Annotated in this window: 18 protein-coding genes; 13 read left to right on the forward strand and 5 right to left on the reverse strand. The window is 69.7% G+C overall.

Features of this window, described 5'->3' with window-relative positions:
- Positions 1-6 precede the first annotated feature (6 nt).
- Both ACFWP7_RS32895 and ACFWP7_RS32900 read left to right on the forward strand, forming a co-directional pair.
- Positions 7-651: an amino acid ABC transporter permease gene (locus tag ACFWP7_RS32895; RefSeq protein ID WP_384388999.1), complete on the forward strand. Its 645-nt coding sequence runs from the start codon at positions 7-9 to the stop codon at positions 649-651.
- Complete coding sequence (locus tag ACFWP7_RS32900) at positions 648-1,538, forward strand: amino acid ABC transporter permease (RefSeq protein ID WP_384389002.1); 891 nt, start codon at positions 648-650, stop codon at positions 1,536-1,538. Before ACFWP7_RS32895 ends, ACFWP7_RS32900 begins: the two co-directional genes overlap by 4 nt.
- 48 nt (positions 1,539-1,586) lie before the next feature.
- Here the strand turns inward: ACFWP7_RS32900 and ACFWP7_RS32905 are convergent, their stop codons facing one another.
- Both ACFWP7_RS32905 and ACFWP7_RS32910 read right to left on the reverse strand, forming a co-directional pair.
- On the reverse strand, positions 1,587-3,161 hold the full coding sequence (locus ACFWP7_RS32905; protein ID WP_384389004.1) for an alpha/beta fold hydrolase: 1,575 nt from the start codon (positions 3,159-3,161) through the stop codon (positions 1,587-1,589).
- A 117-nt stretch (positions 3,162-3,278) separates the two neighbouring features.
- A complete protein-coding gene (locus tag ACFWP7_RS32910; protein WP_384389007.1) occupies positions 3,279-4,037 on the reverse strand; it encodes a hypothetical protein in 759 nt (252 codons plus the stop codon).
- A gap of 104 nt (positions 4,038-4,141) precedes the next feature.
- Between ACFWP7_RS32910 and ggt the strand changes: the two genes are divergently transcribed.
- Entirely contained in the window at positions 4,142-5,947 is a 1,806-nt protein-coding gene (ggt, locus tag ACFWP7_RS32915) for a gamma-glutamyltransferase (RefSeq protein WP_384389009.1), read from the forward strand.
- A gap of 93 nt (positions 5,948-6,040) precedes the next feature.
- On the opposite strand, the gene map is transcribed toward ggt, so the two are convergent.
- Positions 6,041-6,808: a type I methionyl aminopeptidase gene (gene map, locus ACFWP7_RS32920; RefSeq protein WP_384389012.1), complete on the reverse strand. Its 768-nt coding sequence runs from the start codon at positions 6,806-6,808 to the stop codon at positions 6,041-6,043.
- A gap of 32 nt (positions 6,809-6,840) precedes the next feature.
- Between map and ACFWP7_RS32925 the strand changes: the two genes are divergently transcribed.
- The 9 genes from ACFWP7_RS32925 to ACFWP7_RS32965 all read left to right on the forward strand — a co-directional run bounded on the left by ACFWP7_RS32925 (position 6,841) and on the right by ACFWP7_RS32965 (position 18,338).
- Complete coding sequence (locus ACFWP7_RS32925; protein ID WP_384389015.1) at positions 6,841-7,092, forward strand: helix-turn-helix domain-containing protein; 252 nt, start codon at positions 6,841-6,843, stop codon at positions 7,090-7,092.
- Positions 7,093-7,267: 175 nt separating this feature from the next.
- Positions 7,268-9,193: a hypothetical protein gene (locus ACFWP7_RS32930; protein WP_384389017.1), complete on the forward strand. Its 1,926-nt coding sequence runs from the start codon at positions 7,268-7,270 to the stop codon at positions 9,191-9,193.
- 174 nt (positions 9,194-9,367) lie between these two features.
- Positions 9,368-10,210, forward strand: coding sequence for a nitrilase-related carbon-nitrogen hydrolase (locus ACFWP7_RS32935; RefSeq protein ID WP_365427199.1), 843 nt, complete (start codon positions 9,368-9,370; stop codon positions 10,208-10,210).
- On the forward strand, positions 10,207-11,493 hold the full coding sequence (locus tag ACFWP7_RS32940; protein WP_384389020.1) for an aspartate aminotransferase family protein: 1,287 nt from the start codon (positions 10,207-10,209) through the stop codon (positions 11,491-11,493). The genes ACFWP7_RS32935 and ACFWP7_RS32940 overlap by 4 nt, the downstream gene beginning before the upstream one ends.
- A gap of 22 nt (positions 11,494-11,515) precedes the next feature.
- Positions 11,516-13,072, forward strand: coding sequence for a PucR family transcriptional regulator (locus ACFWP7_RS32945; RefSeq protein ID WP_384389023.1), 1,557 nt, complete (start codon positions 11,516-11,518; stop codon positions 13,070-13,072).
- Positions 13,073-13,220: 148 nt separating this feature from the next.
- Positions 13,221-14,063 (forward strand): nitrilase-related carbon-nitrogen hydrolase, encoded by an 843-nt coding sequence (locus ACFWP7_RS32950; protein WP_384389025.1) that lies wholly within the window; start codon positions 13,221-13,223, stop codon positions 14,061-14,063.
- Positions 14,064-14,223: 160 nt separating this feature from the next.
- On the forward strand, positions 14,224-15,624 hold the full coding sequence (gene hydA / locus ACFWP7_RS32955) for a dihydropyrimidinase (RefSeq protein ID WP_384389027.1): 1,401 nt from the start codon (positions 14,224-14,226) through the stop codon (positions 15,622-15,624).
- 29 nt (positions 15,625-15,653) lie between these two features.
- The gene (locus ACFWP7_RS32960; protein ID WP_384389030.1) at positions 15,654-16,676 is read left to right on the forward strand and encodes a TIGR03842 family LLM class F420-dependent oxidoreductase; all 1,023 of its coding nucleotides are present in this window, start codon (positions 15,654-15,656) and stop codon (positions 16,674-16,676) included.
- Between the two features lie 132 nt (positions 16,677-16,808).
- Positions 16,809-18,338: an NCS1 family nucleobase:cation symporter-1 gene (locus ACFWP7_RS32965; protein WP_384389032.1), complete on the forward strand. Its 1,530-nt coding sequence runs from the start codon at positions 16,809-16,811 to the stop codon at positions 18,336-18,338.
- Between the two features lie 131 nt (positions 18,339-18,469).
- On the opposite strand, the gene ACFWP7_RS32970 is transcribed toward ACFWP7_RS32965, so the two are convergent.
- Positions 18,470-19,138, reverse strand: coding sequence for a hypothetical protein (locus tag ACFWP7_RS32970; protein WP_384389035.1), 669 nt, complete (start codon positions 19,136-19,138; stop codon positions 18,470-18,472).
- A 281-nt stretch (positions 19,139-19,419) separates the two neighbouring features.
- Between ACFWP7_RS32970 and ACFWP7_RS32975 the strand changes: the two genes are divergently transcribed.
- Entirely contained in the window at positions 19,420-20,052 is a 633-nt protein-coding gene (locus ACFWP7_RS32975; protein WP_384389037.1) for a DUF4232 domain-containing protein, read from the forward strand.
- A gap of 23 nt (positions 20,053-20,075) precedes the next feature.
- On the opposite strand, the gene ACFWP7_RS32980 is transcribed toward ACFWP7_RS32975, so the two are convergent.
- Complete coding sequence (locus ACFWP7_RS32980; RefSeq protein ID WP_384389040.1) at positions 20,076-21,140, reverse strand: biotin/lipoate A/B protein ligase family protein; 1,065 nt, start codon at positions 21,138-21,140, stop codon at positions 20,076-20,078.
- Positions 21,141-21,226: the final 86 nt, after the last annotated feature.

Below are 21,226 nucleotides of genomic sequence, written 5' to 3' on the forward strand. Positions count from 1 at the left end.
GGCGTCGTGAACGTACTGACAGACAACTTCTCCACCTTCGGCGACGGTTTTCTCGGCACCGTCGAACTCACTTTCTACGCCTCGCTGTTGGCCCTGGCCCTCGGCTTCCTGATGGCCTCCTTCAGGGTGGCTCCGGTCGGCTCGCTGCGGGCCCTCGGCACGGCCTGGGTCACGGTCCTGCGCAACACCCCGCTCACCCTGCTGTTCTTCGCGGTGCTGCTCGGCCTGCCGCGCTTCGGACTTGTGCTGCCCTTCGAGGTGTTCGCGATCCTGGCGCTCGGCTGCTACACCTCGGCCTTCATCTGCGAGGCGCTGCGGTCGGGCATCAACACGGTGCCCAAGGGGCAGGGTGAGGCGGCCCGCAGCCTCGGTATGACGTTTGGTCAGAACCTGTCCCTGGTCGTCCTGCCGCAGGCCTTCCGCTCGGTGATCCCGCCGGTCGGCTCCACGCTCATCGCGCTCGCCAAGAACTCGGCGATCGCGGGGGCCTTCAGCGTCACCGAACTGCTCGGCACCTACAAGACCCTCAGCGAACTCGGCTACGACATCGTCTGGACCTTCGTCTGGATCGCCCTCGGATACCTGATCATCACCCTCGCCATCAGCGCGGTCTTCAATGTCCTCGAAAAGCGCTGGGGAGTCGCCCGATGACCGCCACCGCCACCGAATCCACCGCCCTCTACGACATCCCCGGGCCCAAGACCCGCGGGCGGCACCGGATGTACGGGGCCTTGTCCACCGCCGTGATCCTCGGGCTCGTCGGCTGGCTCCTGTATCTCCTGTTCGACACCGACCAGTTCACGTACACGAAGTGGATGCCCTTCGAGTACAAGGGAATTCAGGAGCTGCTGCTGCGTGGTCTGGGGAACACGCTCAAGGCCTTCGCGCTCGCCGCCGTACTGTCCCTCGCTCTGGGCACCGTGCTCGCGACGGGCCGGCTGTCGGACCACGGGCCGGTGCGCGGGGTCTCCACCCTGCTCGTCGAGTTCTTCCGCGCCATGCCCGTACTGGTGATGATCTTCTTCATCTTCGTGGCGCTCAAGGTGCAGCCGCTGCCCGCGCTGGTCACCGGTCTGACCCTCTACAACGGCTCGGTGCTCGCCGAGGTCTTCCGCGCGGGCGTCAACTCCGTCGAACGCGGCCAGCGGGAGGCGGCGTTCGCGCTCGGCATGCGCAAGACCCAGGTGATGTCGTACGTCCTCGTGCCGCAGGCCGTACGGTCCATGCTGCCCACCATCATCAGCCAGTTGGTGGTGGCCCTGAAGGACACTTCGCTGGGCTATCTGATCACCTACGAGGAGTTTCTCCACGCCGGCAAGCTCATCGCGTCGAACCTCGACTACGATTTGCCGTTCATCCCCGTGGTGATGGTGATCTCGCCGATCTACATCGGGATGTGCATGCTGCTCAGCTGGTTCGCCCAATGGGTGTCCCGGCGGGAGCAGCGCAGTCCCAAGACCGAGGCCGTGGATGTGGCACCGGCCGAACCAGGGACGCTGCTGCCGGGTGGGGGTCCCCCCACAGCCCCGAGATTGTAGGGGAGCAGCAGCTCACGGGCCCTCAACCCGCCCGGCAGCAGCCGGAGATCACTGCTTGCGCAGGGGCACGGACACATACGACGGGTCGTGCCCCGGCGAGGAGAAGGTCAGCTGCGCGCCGGACGGGTTGTGCTCGATGTAGAGCGGGTCGACCGTGTCGACGACCAGGGCGAGCCGATGCCCTGCCGGGACGTCGTAGGCCGTGGAGAACAGCTCCAGGTCGACGCCGAACGGCTTGCCGGGCGTCTGCCCGTGGAAGGTGTACGGTGCGTTGCTGACCAGCTTGCCGAGGCCGAGCGGGCCTACGTCGTAGAGGTACGCGACGAGGGTTCCGCTCTCCTTGGTGCCGGTGACCGTGGTGTGCAACGTGACAGTGCCGCGCACTTGCTGGGCGCTCCCGTACCGCTCCGACTGCCAGATCGCCGCCCAGCGGCGCGGGAGCAGCGGGGTCGACGCCGCGGGGGGCAGCTGGGCGAGCTGGTCGAGGATGCTGGAGAGGAAGATGACTCCGCCGTTCGCGCCCGAGTCGACGTTCGTGCTGATCGTTGTCGTGCCCGCGAGGGCGATCCTCTCCGTCGTCGCGCCGACCGACTTCCAGTTCGGGTAGCCCTCGTAGTCACCTGTGGAGCGGGACTTGAGCTGGACCGGCTGCTCGCGGTCGATGCCGTTGTCCTCGCCCTTGAGGTAGTGGTCGAACCAGCGGCCGGTGTCCGTCCACACGTCGTTGGGGAGTCCGAGGAGACCGGTCACCTCGGCGGTGGCGTGGTCGCCGGGGCGGAACTCCAGGCGCTTGGGGCCGGTCAACTGCTCGTAGAACTTGGCGTATTCATTGGGCGGAAAGATCGTGTCGCCCCAGGTGTTGGCCATCATGATGGCGGCCCCGTTGGCGTTGATCTGGTCGACGTAGGCGCCTGGGGAACGTTTCTTTCCCCAGGAGATGATCTCCGGCTCCCTGGAGAGGTCGGAGGCGAAGAAGTCCTTGAAAACCTGCTGGAGTTCGGCGCTGGGACGGCCCGTGAGCGTGCCGACGCCGTCCAGCAGGGCGGCCGCCTGGACGTGCTGGGTGCGGCCCGAGTAGATCGATTCGATCAGGTCCGCCCAGCCGCTGAGCGCGGCAACCGCCTTGATCCGCGGGTCGTACGCGGCAGCGAGCAGGCTGATGCCCGCGCCGTACGACATGCCCGCCATGCCGATCTTCCCGGCGTCGGCCGGGGTGTTCGCGAGCGACCAGTCGATCACCTTGGACACGTCGGCCATGTCCGGTGGGCCCGCCACTTCTATCTCCCCGCCGGACTGCCAGAAGCCGCGGACGTTGTAACTGACCACCACATAGCCGGAGTCCGCCAGTTTCTGGGCCTGGGCGAGGTACTCGACCTGGGGCAGGCCCCAGCTCGTGGGCAGCACGATGAGCGGGTAGCCGTGTGTACCGGCGGCGCCCGAGGGGGTGACGACGTTGGCCTTGAGGACGGTGCCGCCGTCTCCGGCGATGTCTACGAAACGGACACCCGTCGTGCTGGGGGAGGCCTGGGCGGCGGTGGCCGGGCCGAGGGTGGTGCCGGCGATCAGGGTCGCCGAGACGACGCTGGTGGCGGTCATGCGCAGAGCCTTGCGCGGGTGTCCCACGGGGTCACTCCCTACTCGTGCACGTGCAAAGTGACCCGACAGTAACCTCGGCGAATTACCGCAAGTAACCCGTCGGTAAGTTACGCGGCAGTAACGATTGTTGAAAGGTGATGAAACCTACGAGGCGCGGTGGGAGTTCCGAGCCGCGGTCGCCTCCGGCAGCGGGGCCCGTGCCGCGCGCGTCACATCCGCGACCAGCTCGACGACGTCGGGGCCGTACGCCTGGGAGTTGACGACCTTCAGGAGGAGGACGAAGGAGTCGTTGCCGTGCTTGCGGGCCAGTCGTTCGTGGTTGCGGGCCAGGTAGCGGGAGGCCGCCTGGTTGGTGATCGCGCGCTGGCCGCAGAACAGGAACACCGGCCGGGCCGGGCCGGGTTGCCCGGCCGTGAGCCGTGCAAGCAGCACGTACTCGGTCACGCCCTGCTCCATGCGGTAGCGCTCACTGCCGACCTGGAACGCCAGCCGGTCCGGGACCGGTTCCGGGTCGGTGTTCACGCGGACCCCGGGCAGCATGGCCTGCATATGGGCCGCCATGCGCCGGTTCGACCCCGGGCCGCCGACGCAGAACTCCGTCCGCTCTCCGAAGCCCTGCCGGGCCGCGTCCTGGGTGATCACCTCGGCGTGCGCGCCGCAGTCCTTGATGAGCGCGGCGAGTTCCAGAAGCGCGAACACGTCGTAGCGGTGCACCGCGAGGTCGGCGCTGCCGGCGTCGCGGTTGACCACCAGCAGCGACTCGGAGTTGGCCGGCAGCCCGAAGAAGGCCTGCTTGCGGCGGAGCTTCCGCTTCCACAGATAGGTCCGTGCGAGCCAGCCGAGCGCGGCGCTGATGCCGGCGGCGAGCACGCCCAGGACGATGTTGCGCACGTCGTCAGTCATGGGCGCGCATGCTAGCGGGAATGCGCAACGGTGTTCGAGGGGGTCCTGACGTGAGCTCTGTGCTGAAGTTACGCTGCGCGGACGGTTGTCTACTGGAGGTACGGATGCGTCGCCCTGTTGCACGGAGTCTGGCGGTTTTGGCGGTTTCGGCCGCGGTGGTGTCGATCGGTGCGGCGGCGCCACCGTCCGCCACCGGCGGCGGGGCCGTCGCGGAGAAGGTGCCGGTCGCCGTCGGCTACGGCGGTGCGGTGGCCAGTGTCGACGCGGACGCCTCCGCCGCCGGGATCGAGGTCCTGAAGAAAGGCGGCAACGCGGTGGACGCGGCGGTCGCCACCGCGGCGGCCCTAGGTGTTACCGAGCCCTACTCGTCGGGCGTCGGCGGGGGTGGCTACTTCGTCTACTACGACGCCAAGTCCGGCAAGGTGCACACCATCGACGGCCGGGAGACCGCGCCGCTGACGGCCGACTCCGGACTGTTCCTGGAGAACGGGCAGCCGATCCCCTTCGCCGACGCCGTCACCAGCGGGCTGGGCGTGGGCACGCCGGGCACGCCCGCGACCTGGCAGACGGCGCTGGACAGCTGGGGCAGCGAGCGGCTGAGCAGCGTGCTCAAACCCGCCGAGCGCCTCGCGCGCGACGGCTTCACGGTCGACGCCACCTTCCGCTCGCAGACCGAGTCCAACCAGGCCCGGTTCAAGAACTTCCCGGACACCGCCGAGCTGTTCCTTCCCGACGGCTCGCTCCCGGTGGTCGGCTCGACCTTCAAGAACCCCGATCTGGCCCGTACGTACCAGGAGTTGGGCAGGAAGGGTGTCGACGAGATCTACCACGGCGACCTCGGCCAGGAGATCGTCGACACGGTGAACAATCCGCCGGTGGACCCGAGTTCGGGCTACAACGCCCGCCCCGGCGAGCTGTCGCTCAAGGACCTCGCGGCGTACGAGGCGAAGCAGCAGGCGCCCACGAAGACCTCGTACCGCGGTCTGAACGTCTACTCGATCGCCCCGTCCTCCTCGGGCGGCACCACGGTCGGCGAGGCGCTCAACATCCTTGAGAAGACCGACCTTTCGAAGGCGAGCGAGGCGGAGTACCTGCACCGCTACATCGAGGCGAGCCGGATCGCGTTCGCGGACCGGGGGCGCTGGGTGGGCGACCCCGCCTTCGAGGACGTACCGACGAAGGAACTGCTGTCGCAGAAGTACGCCGACTCGCGCGAGTGCCTGATCAAGGACGACGCGACACTGACGAGCCCGCTCGCGCCGGGTGACCCGCGTAATCCGGCGGCCTGCTCGACGGCCGGAACGGCGGCCCCGACGACGTACGAGGGCGAGAACACCACGCACCTGACGGTGGCCGACAAGTGGGGCAACGTCGTCGCGTACACCCTGACCATCGAGCAGACCGGCGGCAGCGGCATCACGGTCCCGGGCCGCGGGTTCATCCTCAACAACGAGCTGACGGACTTCTCCTTCACCCCGGCGAGCCCGGACGTGCCCGACCCGAACCTGCCGGGTCCCGGCAAGCGGCCGCGCTCGTCGATCTCGCCGACGATCGTCCTCGACCAGCACAACAAGCCGGTCGTGGCGCTCGGTTCGCCCGGTGGCGCGACGATCATCACGACCGTGCTGCAGACCCTGACGGAGTTCGTGGACAGAGGTCTTCCGCTGGTGGACGCCATCGCGGCACCGCGCGCGAGCCAGCGCAACCAGACCACCACCGAACTCGAACCGGGCCTGTGGAACAGTCCGTTGAAGGCTCAGCTGGAGTCCGTCGGACAGGCCTTCCGGCAGAACCCCGAGATCGGCGCTGCGACGGGCGTTCAGCGGTTGCCCAACGGGCAGTGGCTCGCGGCGGCGGAGACGGTTCGGCGGGGCGGCGGGTCGGCGATGGTGGTGCGGCCGGCGTCGTAGCGGTGACGAGGCGGACGGCCTCGCCGTCCGCCTCACCGGGTGCGGCCGCCCCTGGGGCACGCCCATCTCACCGGACGTGCGCCGGTACGGGCGTCAGCGCGCCGTCAGGATGCGCGGGCCCGCGTCCGTGATCGCCACGGTGTGTTCCGCGTGGGCCGCGCGGGAGCCGTCGTTCGTGCGGAGGGTCCAGCCGTCGGGGGCCTCGTGGTAGCCGTCGGTGCCGCCGCCGATGAGCATGGGCTCGATGGCGAGGGCCATGCCGTGGCGGAGCGGGAAACCGCGGCCGGGGCGGCCCTCGTTCGGGACGGACGGGTCCTCGTGCATACGGCGGCCGATGCCGTGGCCGCCGAAGCCCTGCGGGATGCCGTACCCCGCGGTGCGGCACACCGTGCCGATGGCGTGCGCGATGTCCCCGATGCGGTTGCCGACCACGGCGGCCGCGATGCCCGCGGCCAGGGCGCGCTCGGCGGTCTCGATGAGGCGTACGTCGGCGGCGCGCGGCGTTCCGACGGTGAAGCTGATCGCCGAGTCGCCCACCCAGCCGCCCAGTTCGGCGCCGAAGTCGATGGAGACCAGGTCGCCGTCGCGCAACCGGTAGCCGGTCGGGATGCCGTGCACGATCGCGTTGTTCACGGACGCGCAGATGACCGCGGGGAACGGGGTCGTCGCGAACGAGGGGCGGTAGTCGAGGAAGGGGGAGCCCGCCCCCGCGTCGCGCAGGATCTGGTGTGCGATCTCGTCCAGTTCCAGGAGTGAGACGCCCACGTCCGCGGCCTCCCGCACCGCGGTGAGGGCTCGGCCCACGACCTGGCCCGCCTCGTACATCTCGTCGATCGATGTGTCCGTCTTCAGTTCCACCATGCCAATTACTATACCGGTATTAGAATGCGGGCATGGTCCGTAACCCCCTGACCCCCGAAGAGCGTGAGCGCGGCGAGCGGCTCGGCCGGCTGCTGCGTGAAGCCCGCGGTGACCGGAGCATGGCTCAGGTCGCCGCACATGCCGGGATCTCCGCCGAGACCCTGCGCAAGATCGAGACCGGGCGGGCGCCCACCCCTGCCTTCTTCACCGTGGCGGCGCTCGCGCGGGCGCTCGGGCTCTCCATGGACGACCTCGCGGGGGAGTGCGTGTTGGTCGTGGTGTGACCGGCGTGACTGCCTTCGGCCTCCCGAGGGCCTTCCGGATCCCCGCCGGATCACCGCAACTCCCGGTGGGATCAAAGGACTCTGCGTCCGGTCCGAAAACTACTCGTAGCCGTTCCGTAACACGGAGGGTGTTTTCTACCGGATCAGAGCACTCCATTCTGGCGGGAGTTGTGTGATGGCTGTGGAACAACTCCCGGTTCAGGTGGGAGAGTTCGCAAGGTTTCTGAACACGCTGATGGAACGGCTCGACCAGGGTGGCGGCTGGTGCGGAGTGTTCTGGCAGCGCGACCCCGACGGAATGCGGGCCTGCCTGGGCGGGTGGGAGGTGCCGCCCTGGGACGTCGTGGAGGCACTCCTCCAGGACGTCGCGGCTGAGTACGGCGACCGCGCCGCCGCCCGGGAGACCGAGCGGGCCCGCGCCCTGCACGGTGCCTCGCTCGCCGCGTACGACGCCCGGCCGGGTGGCCGCGACGCCCTGGCCGACCGTCTCGACGTCGTTCTCCGCGAACAGCGTTATGCCGCAGAGCGCCAGGCGGAGCTGGACCGGCTGCTCCGCTCGGCCTCCTCGCAGGAGGAGGCCGACTCGATCCGCCTCGACCTCGCCTGGGCCCGCGACGACCACGAACGGGCGACCGCCCGCTGTGCGGAGACCCGCCGCCGGATGGACGAGATCGACCGGAGCGCCCTGAACCCGCATTCCCGGAGCGCACCGAACCTCGGGATGTGGGAGCCCGAGAGCGGGGCGGAGCCGCCTGACGGGGCCGCTGCTCGGCAAGGCGGTGGGGACAGGTCGGCCGAGGCGAGTCGCGGGGGGCTGGGACCGGGCCGGGCGGCCCGCCGCCGCGGGCGCGTTCCGGAGCAGACGGGACCGTCGTCGTTGTCCGCGGATGGCGGGATGCCGGACGACGGGGCGGTCTCGGGGGCGCCCTTCCCTGGCCCCGCCTCGAACAATGCTGCCGGTGCGTATCCGGATGAGTACGCCCCGGAGTATGACCGGCAAGCCCAGCGTGAGGGCGCGTACGGCGCGGACGGTTCCAGCCCCGGCGCGCACACCCAGCGCGACGGCGTGTACGCCCCGGCTGCCGGTGCGTATCCGGATGAGTACGCCCCGGAGTATGACCGGCAAGCCCAGCGTGAAGGCGCGTACGGCGCGGACGGTTCCAGCCCCGGCGCACGCCCCCAGCGGGACGGCGCGTATGCCCCCACCCCCCAGCGCGACGACGGCTCCCGCCCTGCTGCGGCGCACCGTGACGGCGTACACGCCCCTGACGCGCGACCCGACAGCCCCCACGCGCCCGGCGCGCGGTCCGACACCCCCCAGCCCCCCACGGAAGACCGCACGCCCCCCACCAAGCAACGCTCGAAGCGCCGCACCCGAGGCAGTGCCCGCTTCGCCGGAATGATCGAGCCGGAGGCGGAGACGCCCCAGCCCCCCTCGGGCGCCCCTGAGGCGGTGGCGCCCGCCGTGCCCGCCCCGGCAGGGAAAGGCGGCCATGCCCCCCGTGGAGCCCGTTTCGCCGGAGCCGCCACGGAGACGGAGACGGCGCAGCCGCGGCGGGTCCCGCTGGACGACGACGCCCGCCGGGACACCGTCGAGACCGTGGGCGCACTGGTCCGGCTCCGGAGCGAAGGCCGCAGCGGTGAGGCACACGCCCTGCTCGTGGAGGCCGCGTACTGGCCGGCCCCCCGCTTCCCGCTGCTCGCCGCCGAACTGCACCGCGCGAGCCTCGACGCCGACTGGGCCACCCTGCTGTGGGAGGCCGCCTCGCTGCCCGCCGACCGGCTGGTCGCCGCCGCGGACGCGCTCGTCGCGGCGGGCCGCACGGCCGACGGGCAGCAGCTGCTGCGCCAGGGCGTCGCCCGCCCCGCGCCGGAGATCGGGGCCGCCGTACTCGGCCTCGCGGAGGAGGGCCGCCACCGGGAGATCCGCGCGCTCCTCGGCGCGTACGTACGGATGCGCACCCCCGAGGAGACGGTCCACAGCGCGGAAGCGGACCCGCAGCGGCTGGTGCCGCTCCTTCTGGAGGCCGCGAAGGGGGTTTCCGAGGAGCGCCACCGGGATCTCGTCCACGCCCTCCGGGTCGCCGGGTTCACCAGCTGACCGGTCCGGCGCGGGTCCCGCGCGCTCACCCACAAGAGGTGCGAAACGTGATCGACTCAGCGGGTTAACGACGATGGTCTTGGCAAGGCTGTTCAGTGGGCTTACTTTCGAGCCTCTACCGCCTTTGTCTACGGGCGTAGAAGCTCTCTGACGTCCCTGTCGAAGGAGCAGCTCATGGCCAACGTCGTACGCGCCGCTCTCGTCCAGGCCACCTGGACCGGCGACACCGCATCCATGGTCGCCAAGCACGAGGAGCACGCCCGCGAGGCGGCCCGGCAGGGCGCCAAGATCATCGGCTTCCAGGAAGTCTTCAACGCGCCCTACTTCTGCCAGGTCCAGGAGCCCGAGCACTACAGCTGGGCGGAGCCCGTGCCGGACGGGCCCACCGTCACGCGTATGCAGGAGCTCGCCCGTGAGACCGGCATGGTCATCGTCGTGCCCGTCTTCGAGGTCGAACAGTCCGGCTTCTACTTCAACACCGCGGCGGTGATCGACGCCGACGGCAGCTACCTCGGCAAGTACCGCAAGCACCACATCCCCCAGGTCAAGGGCTTCTGGGAGAAGTACTACTTCAAACCGGGGAACCTGGGCTGGCCCGTCTTCGACACCGCGGTGGGCCGCGTCGGCGTCTACATCTGCTACGACCGCCACTTCCCCGAGGGCTGGCGTCAGCTCGGTCTCAACGGCGCCCAGCTCGTCTACAACCCGTCGGCGACCTCCCGCGGCCTCTCCTCCCACCTCTGGCAGTTGGAACAGCCCGCCGCGGCCGTCGCCAACGAGTACTTCATCGCCGCGATCAACCGGGTCGGCGAAGAGGAGTACGGCGACAACGACTTCTACGGAACCTCGTACTTCGTCGACCCGCGCGGCCAGTTCGTCGGTGAGACGGCGAGCGACAAGGCCGAGGAACTCATCGTCCGCGACCTCGACTTCGACCTGATCGACGAAGTGCGCCAGCAGTGGGCGTTCTACCGCGACCGGCGTCCCGACGCCTACGAGGGGCTGGTGCAGCCGTGACCGACCTGTATGCGCGCCACAAGGCCGTGCTGCCCGACTGGCTCGCCCTCTACTACGAGGACCCGATCGAGATCACCCACGGCGAGGGCCGGCACGTCTGGGACGCCAAGGGCAACAAGTACCTCGACTTCTTCGGCGGCATCCTCACCACCATGACGGCGCACGCGCTGCCCGAGGTGACGAAGGCGGTGAGCGAGCAGGCCGGCCGGATCATCCATTCCTCGACCCTCTATCTCAACCGGCCGATGGTCGAACTCGCCGAGCGGATCGCCCAGTTGTCCGGCATCCCGGACGCGCGCGTCTTCTTCACCACCTCCGGCACGGAGGCCAACGACACGGCCCTGCTGCTCGCCACCGCGTACCGCCGGAGCAACCAGATCCTGGCGATGCGCAACAGCTACCACGGCCGCTCGTTCACCACGGTCGGCATCACCGGCAACAAGGGCTGGTCGCCGACCTCGCTCTCACCGCTCCAGACGCTGTACGTCCATGGCGGCGTCCGCACCCGTGGTCCGTACGCCCATCTCAGCGACGCCGAGTTCATCGCGGCCTGCGTCGCCGACCTGGAGGACCTGCTCGGTCATGTGCGGCCGCCCGCGGCCCTGATCGCCGAGCCCGTCCAGGGCGTCGGCGGTTTCACGGCCCCGCCCGACGGTCTGTTCGCGGCCTTCCGCGAGGTCCTGCACGAGCGCGGCATCCTCTGGATCTCCGACGAGGTGCAGACCGGCTGGGGGCGGACGGGCGAGCACTTCTGGGGCTGGCAGGCGCACGCCGACGCGGGCCCGCCGGACATGCTCACCTTCGCCAAGGGCATCGGCAACGGCATGTCCGTCGGCGGTGTCGTGGCGCGCGCCGAGATCATGAACTGCCTCGACTCCAACTCCATTTCGACCTTCGGCGGCTCGCCGGTCACCATGGCGGCGGGTCTCGCGAACCTCACGTACCTCCTCGAACACGACCTCCAGGGCAACGCCCGGCGCGTCGGCGGGCTGCTCATCGAGCGGCTGCGGGCGATCACCGCGCACGTGGACGGCGTACGGGAGGTCCGCGGCCGTGGGTTGATGATCGGCGTCGAGCTGGTCAAGCCCGGCACGGACGAGGCTCATCCGGAAGGCGCCGCCGCCGTGCTCGAAGCGGCCCGGGACGCAGGCCTGTTGATCGGCAAGGGCGGTGGTCACAACACCAGCGTGCTGCGGATCGCGCCGCCGCTGACCCTCACCGTCGCGGAGGCGGAGGAGGGCGCGGCGATCCTGGAGCGCGCGCTGAGGTGTATCACCCCGTAGGACCGAGTAAGGGAACGTCGCCATGACCACCGCCTTGGAGCCCGCGCTTTCGGTACGCCAGGTCCTCACCATGGACCGGGTGCTCGCCGGAGAGCCCGAGGTGGTGGCCGGGGCGAGCCATCTCGACCGGGCCGTGCGCTGGGTGCATGTCGCCGAGGCCGCCGACGTCGGTGTGATGCTCACGGGCGGCGAAATGGTGCTCACCACCGGGGTGCTGCTCGCCGGCGACGTGGAGGCGCAGGTTGAGTACATCCGTTCGCTGCACCGCGCGGAGGCCGCGGCCGTCGTCCTCGGACTCGGCCGCGCCTTCCCCACGCCGCCGGACGTGATGCGCAGGGCCGCCGAGCGGTGCGGGCTGCCGATGGTGGTGCTCCACCGGCCCTTTCCCTTCGCCGAGTTGACGGAGGAGGTTCAATCCAGGCTGGTCAGAAGCAAGTTCGCGGCCGTGAGCCTCTCCGAGGCCGTACGGACGGCGCTGACGGGGCTCATCACCTCGGGCGCTCCGCTGCAGCGCATGCTCGGCGAGATCGCCGGGCACGCCGCCTGTCCCGTCGTCGTCACCAACGTCGCCCACCGGGTCCTCGCCACAGCGGGGGAGCGGTCCGCCGTGGACGACGTGCTGCGTGACTGGGAGCGCATCTCCCGGCAGGCGGGCGGCAGCGAGGGCGACGGGTGGATCAGGGCCGAGCTGGGCGGGCGGGGGGAGCGCTGGGGCCGCATCGTGCTGTGCGGTTACCGCGGTGACGCCGCCACCGGGCGGCTGCTCGCCGACCGGGGCGCCGAGGCCCTTGTCCTGCACCGGATGCTCGGCAGCTCCGTGCACACGTGGGAGGAGCAGTCCGCACAGAGCCTGCTGACCGACCTGGTGAGCGGTGTCCTACCGGCCCGGCAGCTGTTGCCGCGGGCGCGGGCGGCCGGGCTGCCCGTCAACCGGCGGGCGTTCGTGCCGCTGGTGGTGCGGGACGGTGACCCGGCCGAACTCGACCGTGTGCTGCGGTTGTTGGGGCTTTTGGGCCTGGTCGCCGAGCTCGCGGACGGGGCCACCGCCGTGCTGCTCAGCCTCGCCAGGGACCAGGACGCGGAGGCGCTGGCCACCCACTTCGCCGTACGGCTGCGGCACGAGAGCGGCACCCCTACGATCGTGGCCGCCGCGTCCCCCCGTACGGCATGGGACGATGTCCCCGCGGGCCTGCGCGAAGCGCTGCATGTCGCGGAGGCAGCGGCCGACGCGCCCGCCGACCAGGAGCAGCCGGTTCTCCTGCGGCTGCGTGACGTCCATCTGCGCGGCCTGGTGAGGCTGTTGCGGGACGACCCGAACGTGCAGTCCTTCGCCGAGCGGGAGTTGGACGGGCTGCTGTGCGGCGCTGACGCCGAGTCGGAGCTGCTGCCCGTGCTGCGGACGTATCTCGCGACCGGCCGCAACAAATCACGCACCGCGCAACTCCACCATGTCAGCAGGCCCGCGCTGTATCGCCGTCTTGAGGTCATAGAGGCCCGCCTCGGCGTCGACCTCGACGACTTCGAGCAGGCCGCCTCCGTACACATCGCGCTGCTCGCGCACGACGCCCAACAGAGGTGAAATGCCGTGGAAATGAGCGGGAAACGCGTGCGTACGGGCGAGAGTGACACGGTGGAACGACCGGCGTCCGTAGACGTGACACGGTGCAACTCAAACCCGGCTCCGGGACTTCCTAGGCTCCTCGTACACCGAGCGACCGGAGGTCCCGATGAGCAGAGTGATCCGAGCCGCCGTCTTCCAGACCGCGTGGACCGGCGACAAGGAATCGATGATCCAGGTCCACGAGCAGGCGGTCCGCGACGCGGCCGCGCAGGGCGCACAGGTCCTGTGCTTCCAGGAGCTGTTCTACGGGCCGTACTTCTGCCAGGTCCAGGACAAGGCGTTCTACGAGTACGCCGAGCAGATCCCCGAAGGCCCGATCGTCCGGCGCTTCCAGGCGCTGGCCAGGGAACTGGGCATCGTCCTCGTCCTGCCGATGTACGAGGAGGAGCAGCCCGGCGTCCTGTACAACACCGCGGCCGTGATCGACGCCGACGGCTCGTACCTGGGCAAGTACCGCAAGACCCACATCCCCCAAGTGCAGGGATTCTGGGAGAAGTTCTACTTCCGGCCGGGCAACTCCGGCTGGCCGGTCTTCGACACCGCCGTCGGGAAGATCGGTGTCTACATCTGCTACGACCGGCACTTCCCGGAGGGCTGGCGGGCGCTGGGTCTCGCGGGCGCCGAGATCGTGTTCAACCCGTCGGCCACCTCGCGCGGCCTGTCCGGCTACCTGTGGCAGCTGGAGCAGCCGGCCGCGGCCGTCGCCAACGAGTACTTCGTGGGCGCGATCAACCGGGTGGGCGTCGAGGAGTACGGCGACAACGACTTCTACGGGACCTCGTACTTCGTGGACCCGGAGGCCCAGTTCGTCGGCGAGGTGGCCGGCGACAAGGAGACCGAGCTCGTCGTCCGGGACCTGGACCTGGCCAAGCTCCGCGAGGTGCGCGACCGGTGGCAGTTCTACCGGGACCGCGCTCCGGGGGCGTACGGGTCGCTGACGGCTCCGTAGCCGCGGCGGGTCCGCTGCACGGCGGTCCGGTTCACGCGGGCCCGGCTCACGGGGGGTCGGGCCCGCGGGACCGATCTGCCTACCAGGAAACAGCGTTGACCCCAGTCTTCAACAGCTTCGGTATTCCCTCAGTGCACGCACGACCGGAAGGAGAGGGACCATGAGCCGTACCGTCATCCGTGGTGGCCTCGTCGTCACCGCGTCCGACGAGATCCATGCCGACGTCCTGATCGAGGACGGCCGGATCGCCGCTCTCGCCGCCACCGGCACCCCGGCGGCCGACGCGTGGACGGCCGAGCGGACCATGGACGCCACCGGCAAGTACGTCATCCCGGGCGGCGTCGACGCGCACACCCACATGGAGCTGCCCTTCGGCGGCACCTTCGCCTCCGACACCTTCGAGACGGGCACCAGGGCCGCGGCCTGGGGCGGCACCACCACCATCATCGACTTCGCGGTGCAGAGCGTGGGCCACTCGCTGCGCGAGGGCCTCGACGCCTGGAACGCCAAGGCGGACGGCAAGTGCGCCATCGACTACGGCTTCCACATGATCGTCTCCGACGTCAACCAGGAGACACTCAAGGAGATGGACCTCCTTGTCGAGGAGGGCGTCACCTCCTTCAAGCAGTTCATGGCCTACCCGGGCGTCTTCTACAGCGACGACGGCCAGATCCTGCGTGCCATGCAGCGCTCCGCCGAGAACGGCGGGCTGATCATGATGCACGCGGAGAACGGCATCGCGATCGACGTGCTGGTGGAGCAGGCGCTGGCGCGCGGCGAGACCGCCCCCCGCTTCCATGGCGAGGTGCGCAAGGCGCTCCTTGAGGCCGAGGCCACCCACCGCGCCATCAAACTCGCGCAGGTCGCCGGAGCACCCCTGTACGTGGTGCATGTCTCGGCGCAGGAGGCGGTCGCCGAGCTGACGCGGGCGCGCGACGAGGGCCTGAACGTCTTCGGTGAGACCTGTCCGCAGTACCTCTTCCTGTCCACGGACAACCTGGCCGAGCCCGACTTCGAGGGCGCGAAGTACGTGTGCAGTACGCCACTTCGGCCCAAGCAGCACCAGGCCGCCCTGTGGCGCGGACTGCGTACGAACGACCTCCAGGTCGTCTCCACCGACCACTGCCCCTTCTGCTTCGTGGGCCAGAAGGAACTCGGACGCGGCGACTTCTCGAAGATCCCCAACGGACTCCCGGGCGTCGAGAACCGGATGGACCTGCTCCACCAGGCCGTCGTCGACGGGCACATCTCGCGCCGCCGCTGGATCGAGATCGCCTGCGCGACCCCGGCCCGGATGTTCGGCCTGTACCCGAAGAAGGGCACCATCGCGCCGGGCGCCGACGCCGACATCGTCATCTACGATCCGCACGCCGAGCAGGTCCTGTCGGCCGAGACCCACCACATGAACGTCGACTACTCGGCGTACGAGGGCAAGCGGCTCACCGGCCGGGTCGAGACGGTGCTCTCGCGCGGCGAACGCGTCATCACCGAGCGGGAGTTCACCGGACGCGCGGGCCACGGCGTCTACACCCCCCGCTCCACCTGTCAGTACCTTCTCTGAACCTTCTCCGAGCGACCAGGAGTGGCGCCATGGACTTCGGACTCGTCCTGCAGACAGACCCCCCTGCCTCCCGCGTCATCGACCTGATGAAGCGGGCCGAGGGCAACGGCTTCACGTACGGCTGGACCTTCGACTCGGCCGTGCTGTGGCAGGAACCCTTCGTGATCTACAGTCAGATCCTCGCGAACACCGAGAAGTTGACGGTCGGCCCGATGGTCACGAACCCGGGCACCCGCACCTGGGAGGTCACCGCCTCCACCTTCGCGACGCTCAACGACATGTACGGCAACCGCACGGTGTGCGGCATCGGGCGCGGCGACTCGGCGATGCGCGTCGCCGGACGCAAGCCCAACACGCTGGCCCGGATCAGCGGCGCCATGAAGGTCATCCGGGCCCTCGCGCGTGGCGAGGAGGCCGACCTCGGCGGCACCGTCATCAAGCTCCCCTGGGTCAGGCCGGGTGCCGAACTCCCTGTCTGGATGGCCGCGTACGGGCCCAAGGCCCTGAAGATGACCGGCGAGGAGGCCGACGGGTTCATCCTCCAGCTCGCCGATCTGTACCTCACCGAGTACATGGTCAAGGCGGTGAAGGACGCGGCGGTCGGCGCGGGCCGTGACCCGTCCGAGGTCAAGATCTGCGTGGCGGCACCCGCGTACGTCACCGCGGACGACTCACCCGAGGCGCTCGCCCACGCCCGCGAACAGTGCCGCTGGTTCGGCGGCATGGTCGGCAACCACGTCGCCGACCTCGTCTCCAAGTACGGGGAGCACTCCGCCGCCGTACCCGACGAACTCACCGAGTACATCAAGGCCCGCGAGGGCTACGACTACTCCCACCACGGCCGCAGCGACAACCCCGACACCAAGTTCGTGCCCGACGAGATCGTCGACCGGTTCTGCCTCATCGGCACGCCCGAGCGGCACATCGAGAAGCTGAACGCGCTGCGTGCTCTGGGCGTCGACCAGTTCGCGGTGTACGACATGCACGACGCGCAGGAGGCGACCATCGACGCGTACGGGACGAAGGTCATCCCGGCCGTCAACGGCCGGTAGTGCAGGGGGCCTTGAGGCCCCTCCCCGTTCTCCCCTTCCCGCCGTCCCGGGAAGGGGGCCAGGGCGCCCCCCCGCGCCCCCCAAGTGCCCCGCACGGCCTTTCCTGCCACTCCTCACCTGATGGGCCTGCCCATGACCGAGACCGTCCCCGCCGAGAGTTCGCCGCCCGCCGCTCAAGTCACGCTCCCGGACGGCCGGGTGGAGATAGCCCCCGGCGCGCCCCTGCCGAGCGGCCCCTACGCCAACGAGGACCTGCTGCCGGTTCCGATCGAGAAGCGGACCTGGACCACGTACAACTTCTCGGCGCTCTGGGTCGGTATGGCCCACAACACCGCTTCCTGGACCCTGGCTTCCGGTCTGATCGCCGTCGGCATGGACTGGAAGCAGGCCGTCTTCACCATCGCGCTGGCCAACCTGATCGTGCTCGTCCCGATGCTGCTCACCGGGCACGCGGGACCCAAGTACGGCATTCCGTTCCCCGTCTTCGCGCGGGCCTCCTTCGGCGTCCGTGGCGCCAACCTGCCTGCTGTCGTAAGGGCGTTGGTGGCCTGTGGCTGGTTCGGTATCCAGACCTGGATCGGCGGTGAGGCGATCTTCTTCCTCGCCGGGAAGTTGCTCGGCGACAGCTGGGCCGGCGCCGGCCACATCGGTGGCTACGCCTGGACCATGTGGCTGTCCTTCGCGATCTTCTGGGTGCTCCAGGTCGCCATCATCTACCGGGGCATGGAGACGATCCGCCGCTTCGAGAACTGGGCGGCGCCCTTCGTGCTCGTCGGCGCCGGCGTGATGCTGTGGTGGATGAGCGACAAGGCGGGCGGCTTCGGCCCGCTGCTCGACCAGCCGTCCAAGCTCGGCTGGGGACCCGACTTCTGGACGCTGTTCGCTCCCGCGCTCATGGGCATGATCGGCTTCTGGTCCACGCTGTCGCTGAACATCCCGGACTTCACCCGGTACGGGAAGAGTCAGAAGGCCCAGACGTGGGGCCAGGCGCTCGGCCTGCCCACCACCATGACGCTGTTCGCCTTCCTGTCCGTCATGGTCACCTCGGGCTCGCAGGCGGTGTACGGCGAGGCGATCTGGGACCCGGTCCAGCTGGCCGCCAAGACGGACAACGTCTTCGGCATCATCTTCGCGCTGGTCACCGTGCTGGTGGCGACCCTGTCCGTGAACGTCGCGGCCAACCTGGTCTCACCGGCCTTCGACTTCTCCAACATCGCGCCCCGGAAGATCAGTTTCCGGGCCGGCGCCCTCGTCACCTGCGTCCTCGGCGTACTGATCTTCCCGTGGAGGCTGTACTCCGACCCGCAGGGCTACATCTTCACCTGGCTCGGCCTGGTCGGCGGTCTGCTCGGCACGGTCGCGGGCATCCTCATCGCCGACTACTGGATCCTGCGCCGGACCAAGCTCGACCTCGCCGACCTGTACAGCACGGGCGGACGTTACTGGTACGACGGCGGCTGGAACTGGCGGGCCGTCGTCGCCTTCGTCACCGGCGGTGTGCTGGCCGTCGGGGGCGCCGACTTCCATCCGCTGATCGACGGACGGCCCATTCCGGCGCTGGAGTCACTGGCCGACTACGGCTGGGCGGTCGGGCTCGGCACGTCGATGGCGCTGTACCTGGCGCTGATGCTGGCGCGTGGGCGTGGGAAGACGGCTGTCTGATTCAGGGGCACTTGGGCGGGGCTGACCGTTTGCTGGCGGTCGGCCCAGCTGTGCTTTGACGGTCAGCTCCGCCGTGTTTCGACGGCTGGCTCCGCCGTGTTTCGACGGTCAGGTCTGCTGTGCTCCGACGTTCAGCTCTGCTGGGTCTTCTCCAGTGCGGCCACCGCGTCCTTGGCGGCACTGATGGCGCCCTTGTTGATCACGTCGGCACTCGGCGACTTCTTCGTCTCGAAGTCGCTGCCGTTGTACGTGATGACGATCACTGCGTTGGACGCGCGGACGATCACCACTCCCTCGCGGGTGTCCTGCTTGTCCTCGGAGGTGAGGTTCACGACCGAGTAGGCCGTGTCGGCGACGCCGGGGACCGCCCCGCCGCCGCTCTTGTCCGCGACGCGCTCCTTGTAGGACGTCTGCGCCGCCGTGTCCGACTCCTTGATCTCGTACGAGACGTCGAGCCAGCGGTAGTCGAACCCCTTCAGCGCGTTCCAGGAGCAGGTGCGGCGGACGGCCTTGTCGGTCGACGCGATCTCCTGACCGGCCGTCTTGGCGCCCGGGACCAGCGCCTTGATCGTCTTTTCGGTCACGCTGGTACAGGGTGCGGGGGACGCGGCGTACGTCTTGGTGGCCGCGGACGTCGAGGGCCCGGACGCCGAATCCGTAGGCTTTTGAGACGGTTTGTCCTCAGCGGCGGTCGGGGTCGCGGCGAGCGGACCGGACGACAACGCCCAGCCCACCGAGGCGAGCACGGCGACCGGCAGCAGACGCGCGGTGAGAGCGAGCGGCAAAGGAAGAGAACGCACGGCGCACTTCTCGTGGGGGACGGTGCGGAGGTGGCCCGCACTGCGGACGGGACGCCAGTGTCACACGAGTCCCTGTGGGGCGGAAGTGTGAACTCGCTCTGTGCCTGTGCGGTGACAGTGACTTGCTGTTGACGGGATGTGGGACTCGGGGTCGGTGTGGACGACGACGGGGGTGCGCGGCTTCCTGGTGGGTGCCGAACTGCCGCGGGGGGCCGACGGAGGTCCTGAGGTGAACTCGCCGTCTTACGGATCTCGTCAGGGCCGCATGCCATCATCGGCGCGTGATCGCGATACGCCTGAAGCCGACCCGTGGTGCCGTCCTCGCCTGTGTGCTGGCGTTGACCGCGAGCGGGTGCGGGCTCTCCGCCGAGCTGGACCGCGAACTCAACCCCGAACGCACGCCCACGCCGTCGGAGACGCGGGCCGCGCCACCGCCCGTGCCCGCCACGCCCTCGTCCGCACCGTCGATAGCGGTCCAGCCGGTGAGCGGTTGCCCGTCGTCCGGTCTGCGCTTCCATGCCGGTCCCGTCGACGGGGCCATGGGGCTGCGAGCCATGACGCTCTCCGTGACCAACTGCGGCGAGCAGCCGTACGAGCTGAACGGCTATCCCTCCGTCAGCGTCCTGGACGAGGCGGGCGACCCGATTCCGGGCGTGCGCACGATCGAAGGGACGGAGGGCGTGCCCATGGCGTCGGACGACACCGGCCCCGAGCCCTTCACGCTCGGGCCGGGCGAGACCGCGGAGGCGGGGCTGGTGTGGCGGATGGCGGCCGAGGACGGTACGTATCTCCGCGTCGCGCCGGACAAGGGGCAGGACGCCGTGAACGTACGCCCTGAATGGCCTCTCGACATCGGCCCGGAGAACATACTCGGTACGCATCCGTGGGTCCCCGCCCCGAAGTCGGCTTCCTGAAAGGCGATGACGTACGCGGCCGCCTACGGCACCCGGCTCGTCCACTCCGGCGACCCGAACTTCGTCCGCACCAGTTCCTCCGCGCGCGCCAGCTCCTGCGGTGTCACCTTGCCGTCCGTCAGTCCGTACCGGCCGCGGAACGAGTCGATCATCTGCTCGATGACCGCCTCGCGCGCCAGGCCGGTCTGCCGACGCAGCGGATCCACCCGCTTCTTCGCGCTTCGCGTGCCCTTGTCGGAGAGCTTCTCCCGGCCGATGCGCAGCACTTCGAGCATCTTGTCGGCGTCGATGTCGTACGCCATGGTCACGTGGTGGAGCACCGCGCCGGGCCCGCCACCCGGGCCGACCATCCGCTTCTGCGCGGCGCCCGCGACCTTCCCTGCCTCCGTGGCGATGTCGTTCAGCGGCTGGTACCAGGCCTTGATCCCCATGTCGCCGAGCGCGCCGAGCACCCAGTCGTCGAGGTACGCGTAGCTGTCCTGGAACGACAGCCCCTGGACGAGGGCCTCGGGCACGGAGAGCGAGTAGGTGATGGTGTTGCCCGGTTCCACGAACATCGCGCCGCCGCCGGAGATCCGCCGCACCACCTCGATGCCGTGCCGCTCGGCACCGGCCGGGTCGACCTCGTTGCGCAGCGACTGGAAGCTGCCGATGATCACGGCGGGCGCGGCCCACTCCCACACGCGCAGCGTCGGGGGGCGGTGGCACGCGGCGACCTCGCCGGTCAGGACCTCGTCCAGGGCCATGTGCAGCGTGGGGGACTGGGGGCCCTCGTGGATCAGCTGCCAGTCGTAGTCGGTCCAGTCGGTGGCGTGCGCGAGGGCCCTGCGGACGGCGATGGCGATGCCCTCCGAGGTCAGGCCGTACATCACCGTGCCCTCGGGCAGCGCGGCGTCGATACGGGCGGCCAGTCCTGCCGCGTCGGTGTCCGCGGAGGCGCCGTTCAGCGCGTGGTTGACGGCGTCCAGCGCCTCGTCCGGTTCGAGGAAGAAATCGCCCGCCACGCGCGCGTGGCGCAGGACTCCGCCCGCCACGTCCAGATCCACCACGACCAGCTTGCCGCCGGGGACCTTGTACTCACCGTGCACCGATCCGCCTCCGTTCCGTTTTACGAGGACCAACGCCGACCTCGGATGATTGATTCCGGTCATTGCGGGCGGGGTGCCTGCGATGA

This window comes from Streptomyces sp. NPDC058470 (assembly GCF_042721055.1).
Taxonomy (GTDB): domain Bacteria; phylum Actinomycetota; class Actinomycetes; order Streptomycetales; family Streptomycetaceae; genus Streptomyces.

Excerpts from the sequence above, each read along its gene's own strand:
- ACFWP7_RS32900 (WP_384389002.1), top strand. The coding sequence starts at position 648 with ATGACCGCCACCGCCACCGAATCCACCGCCCTCTACGACATCCCCGGG.
- ACFWP7_RS32910 (WP_384389007.1), bottom strand. The coding sequence starts at position 4,037 with ATGACTGACGACGTGCGCAACATCGTCCTGGGCGTGCTCGCCGCCGGC.
- ggt (WP_384389009.1), top strand. The coding sequence starts at position 4,142 with ATGCGTCGCCCTGTTGCACGGAGTCTGGCGGTTTTGGCGGTTTCGGCC.
- map (WP_384389012.1), bottom strand. The coding sequence starts at position 6,808 with ATGGTGGAACTGAAGACGGACACATCGATCGACGAGATGTACGAGGCG.
- ACFWP7_RS32925 (WP_384389015.1), top strand. The coding sequence starts at position 6,841 with ATGGTCCGTAACCCCCTGACCCCCGAAGAGCGTGAGCGCGGCGAGCGG.
- ACFWP7_RS32930 (WP_384389017.1), top strand. The coding sequence starts at position 7,268 with ATGGCTGTGGAACAACTCCCGGTTCAGGTGGGAGAGTTCGCAAGGTTT.
- ACFWP7_RS32935 (WP_365427199.1), top strand. The coding sequence starts at position 9,368 with ATGGCCAACGTCGTACGCGCCGCTCTCGTCCAGGCCACCTGGACCGGC.
- ACFWP7_RS32945 (WP_384389023.1), top strand. The coding sequence starts at position 11,516 with ATGACCACCGCCTTGGAGCCCGCGCTTTCGGTACGCCAGGTCCTCACC.
- ACFWP7_RS32950 (WP_384389025.1), top strand. The coding sequence starts at position 13,221 with ATGAGCAGAGTGATCCGAGCCGCCGTCTTCCAGACCGCGTGGACCGGC.
- hydA (WP_384389027.1), top strand. The coding sequence starts at position 14,224 with ATGAGCCGTACCGTCATCCGTGGTGGCCTCGTCGTCACCGCGTCCGAC.
- ACFWP7_RS32960 (WP_384389030.1), top strand. The coding sequence starts at position 15,654 with ATGGACTTCGGACTCGTCCTGCAGACAGACCCCCCTGCCTCCCGCGTC.
- ACFWP7_RS32965 (WP_384389032.1), top strand. The coding sequence starts at position 16,809 with ATGACCGAGACCGTCCCCGCCGAGAGTTCGCCGCCCGCCGCTCAAGTC.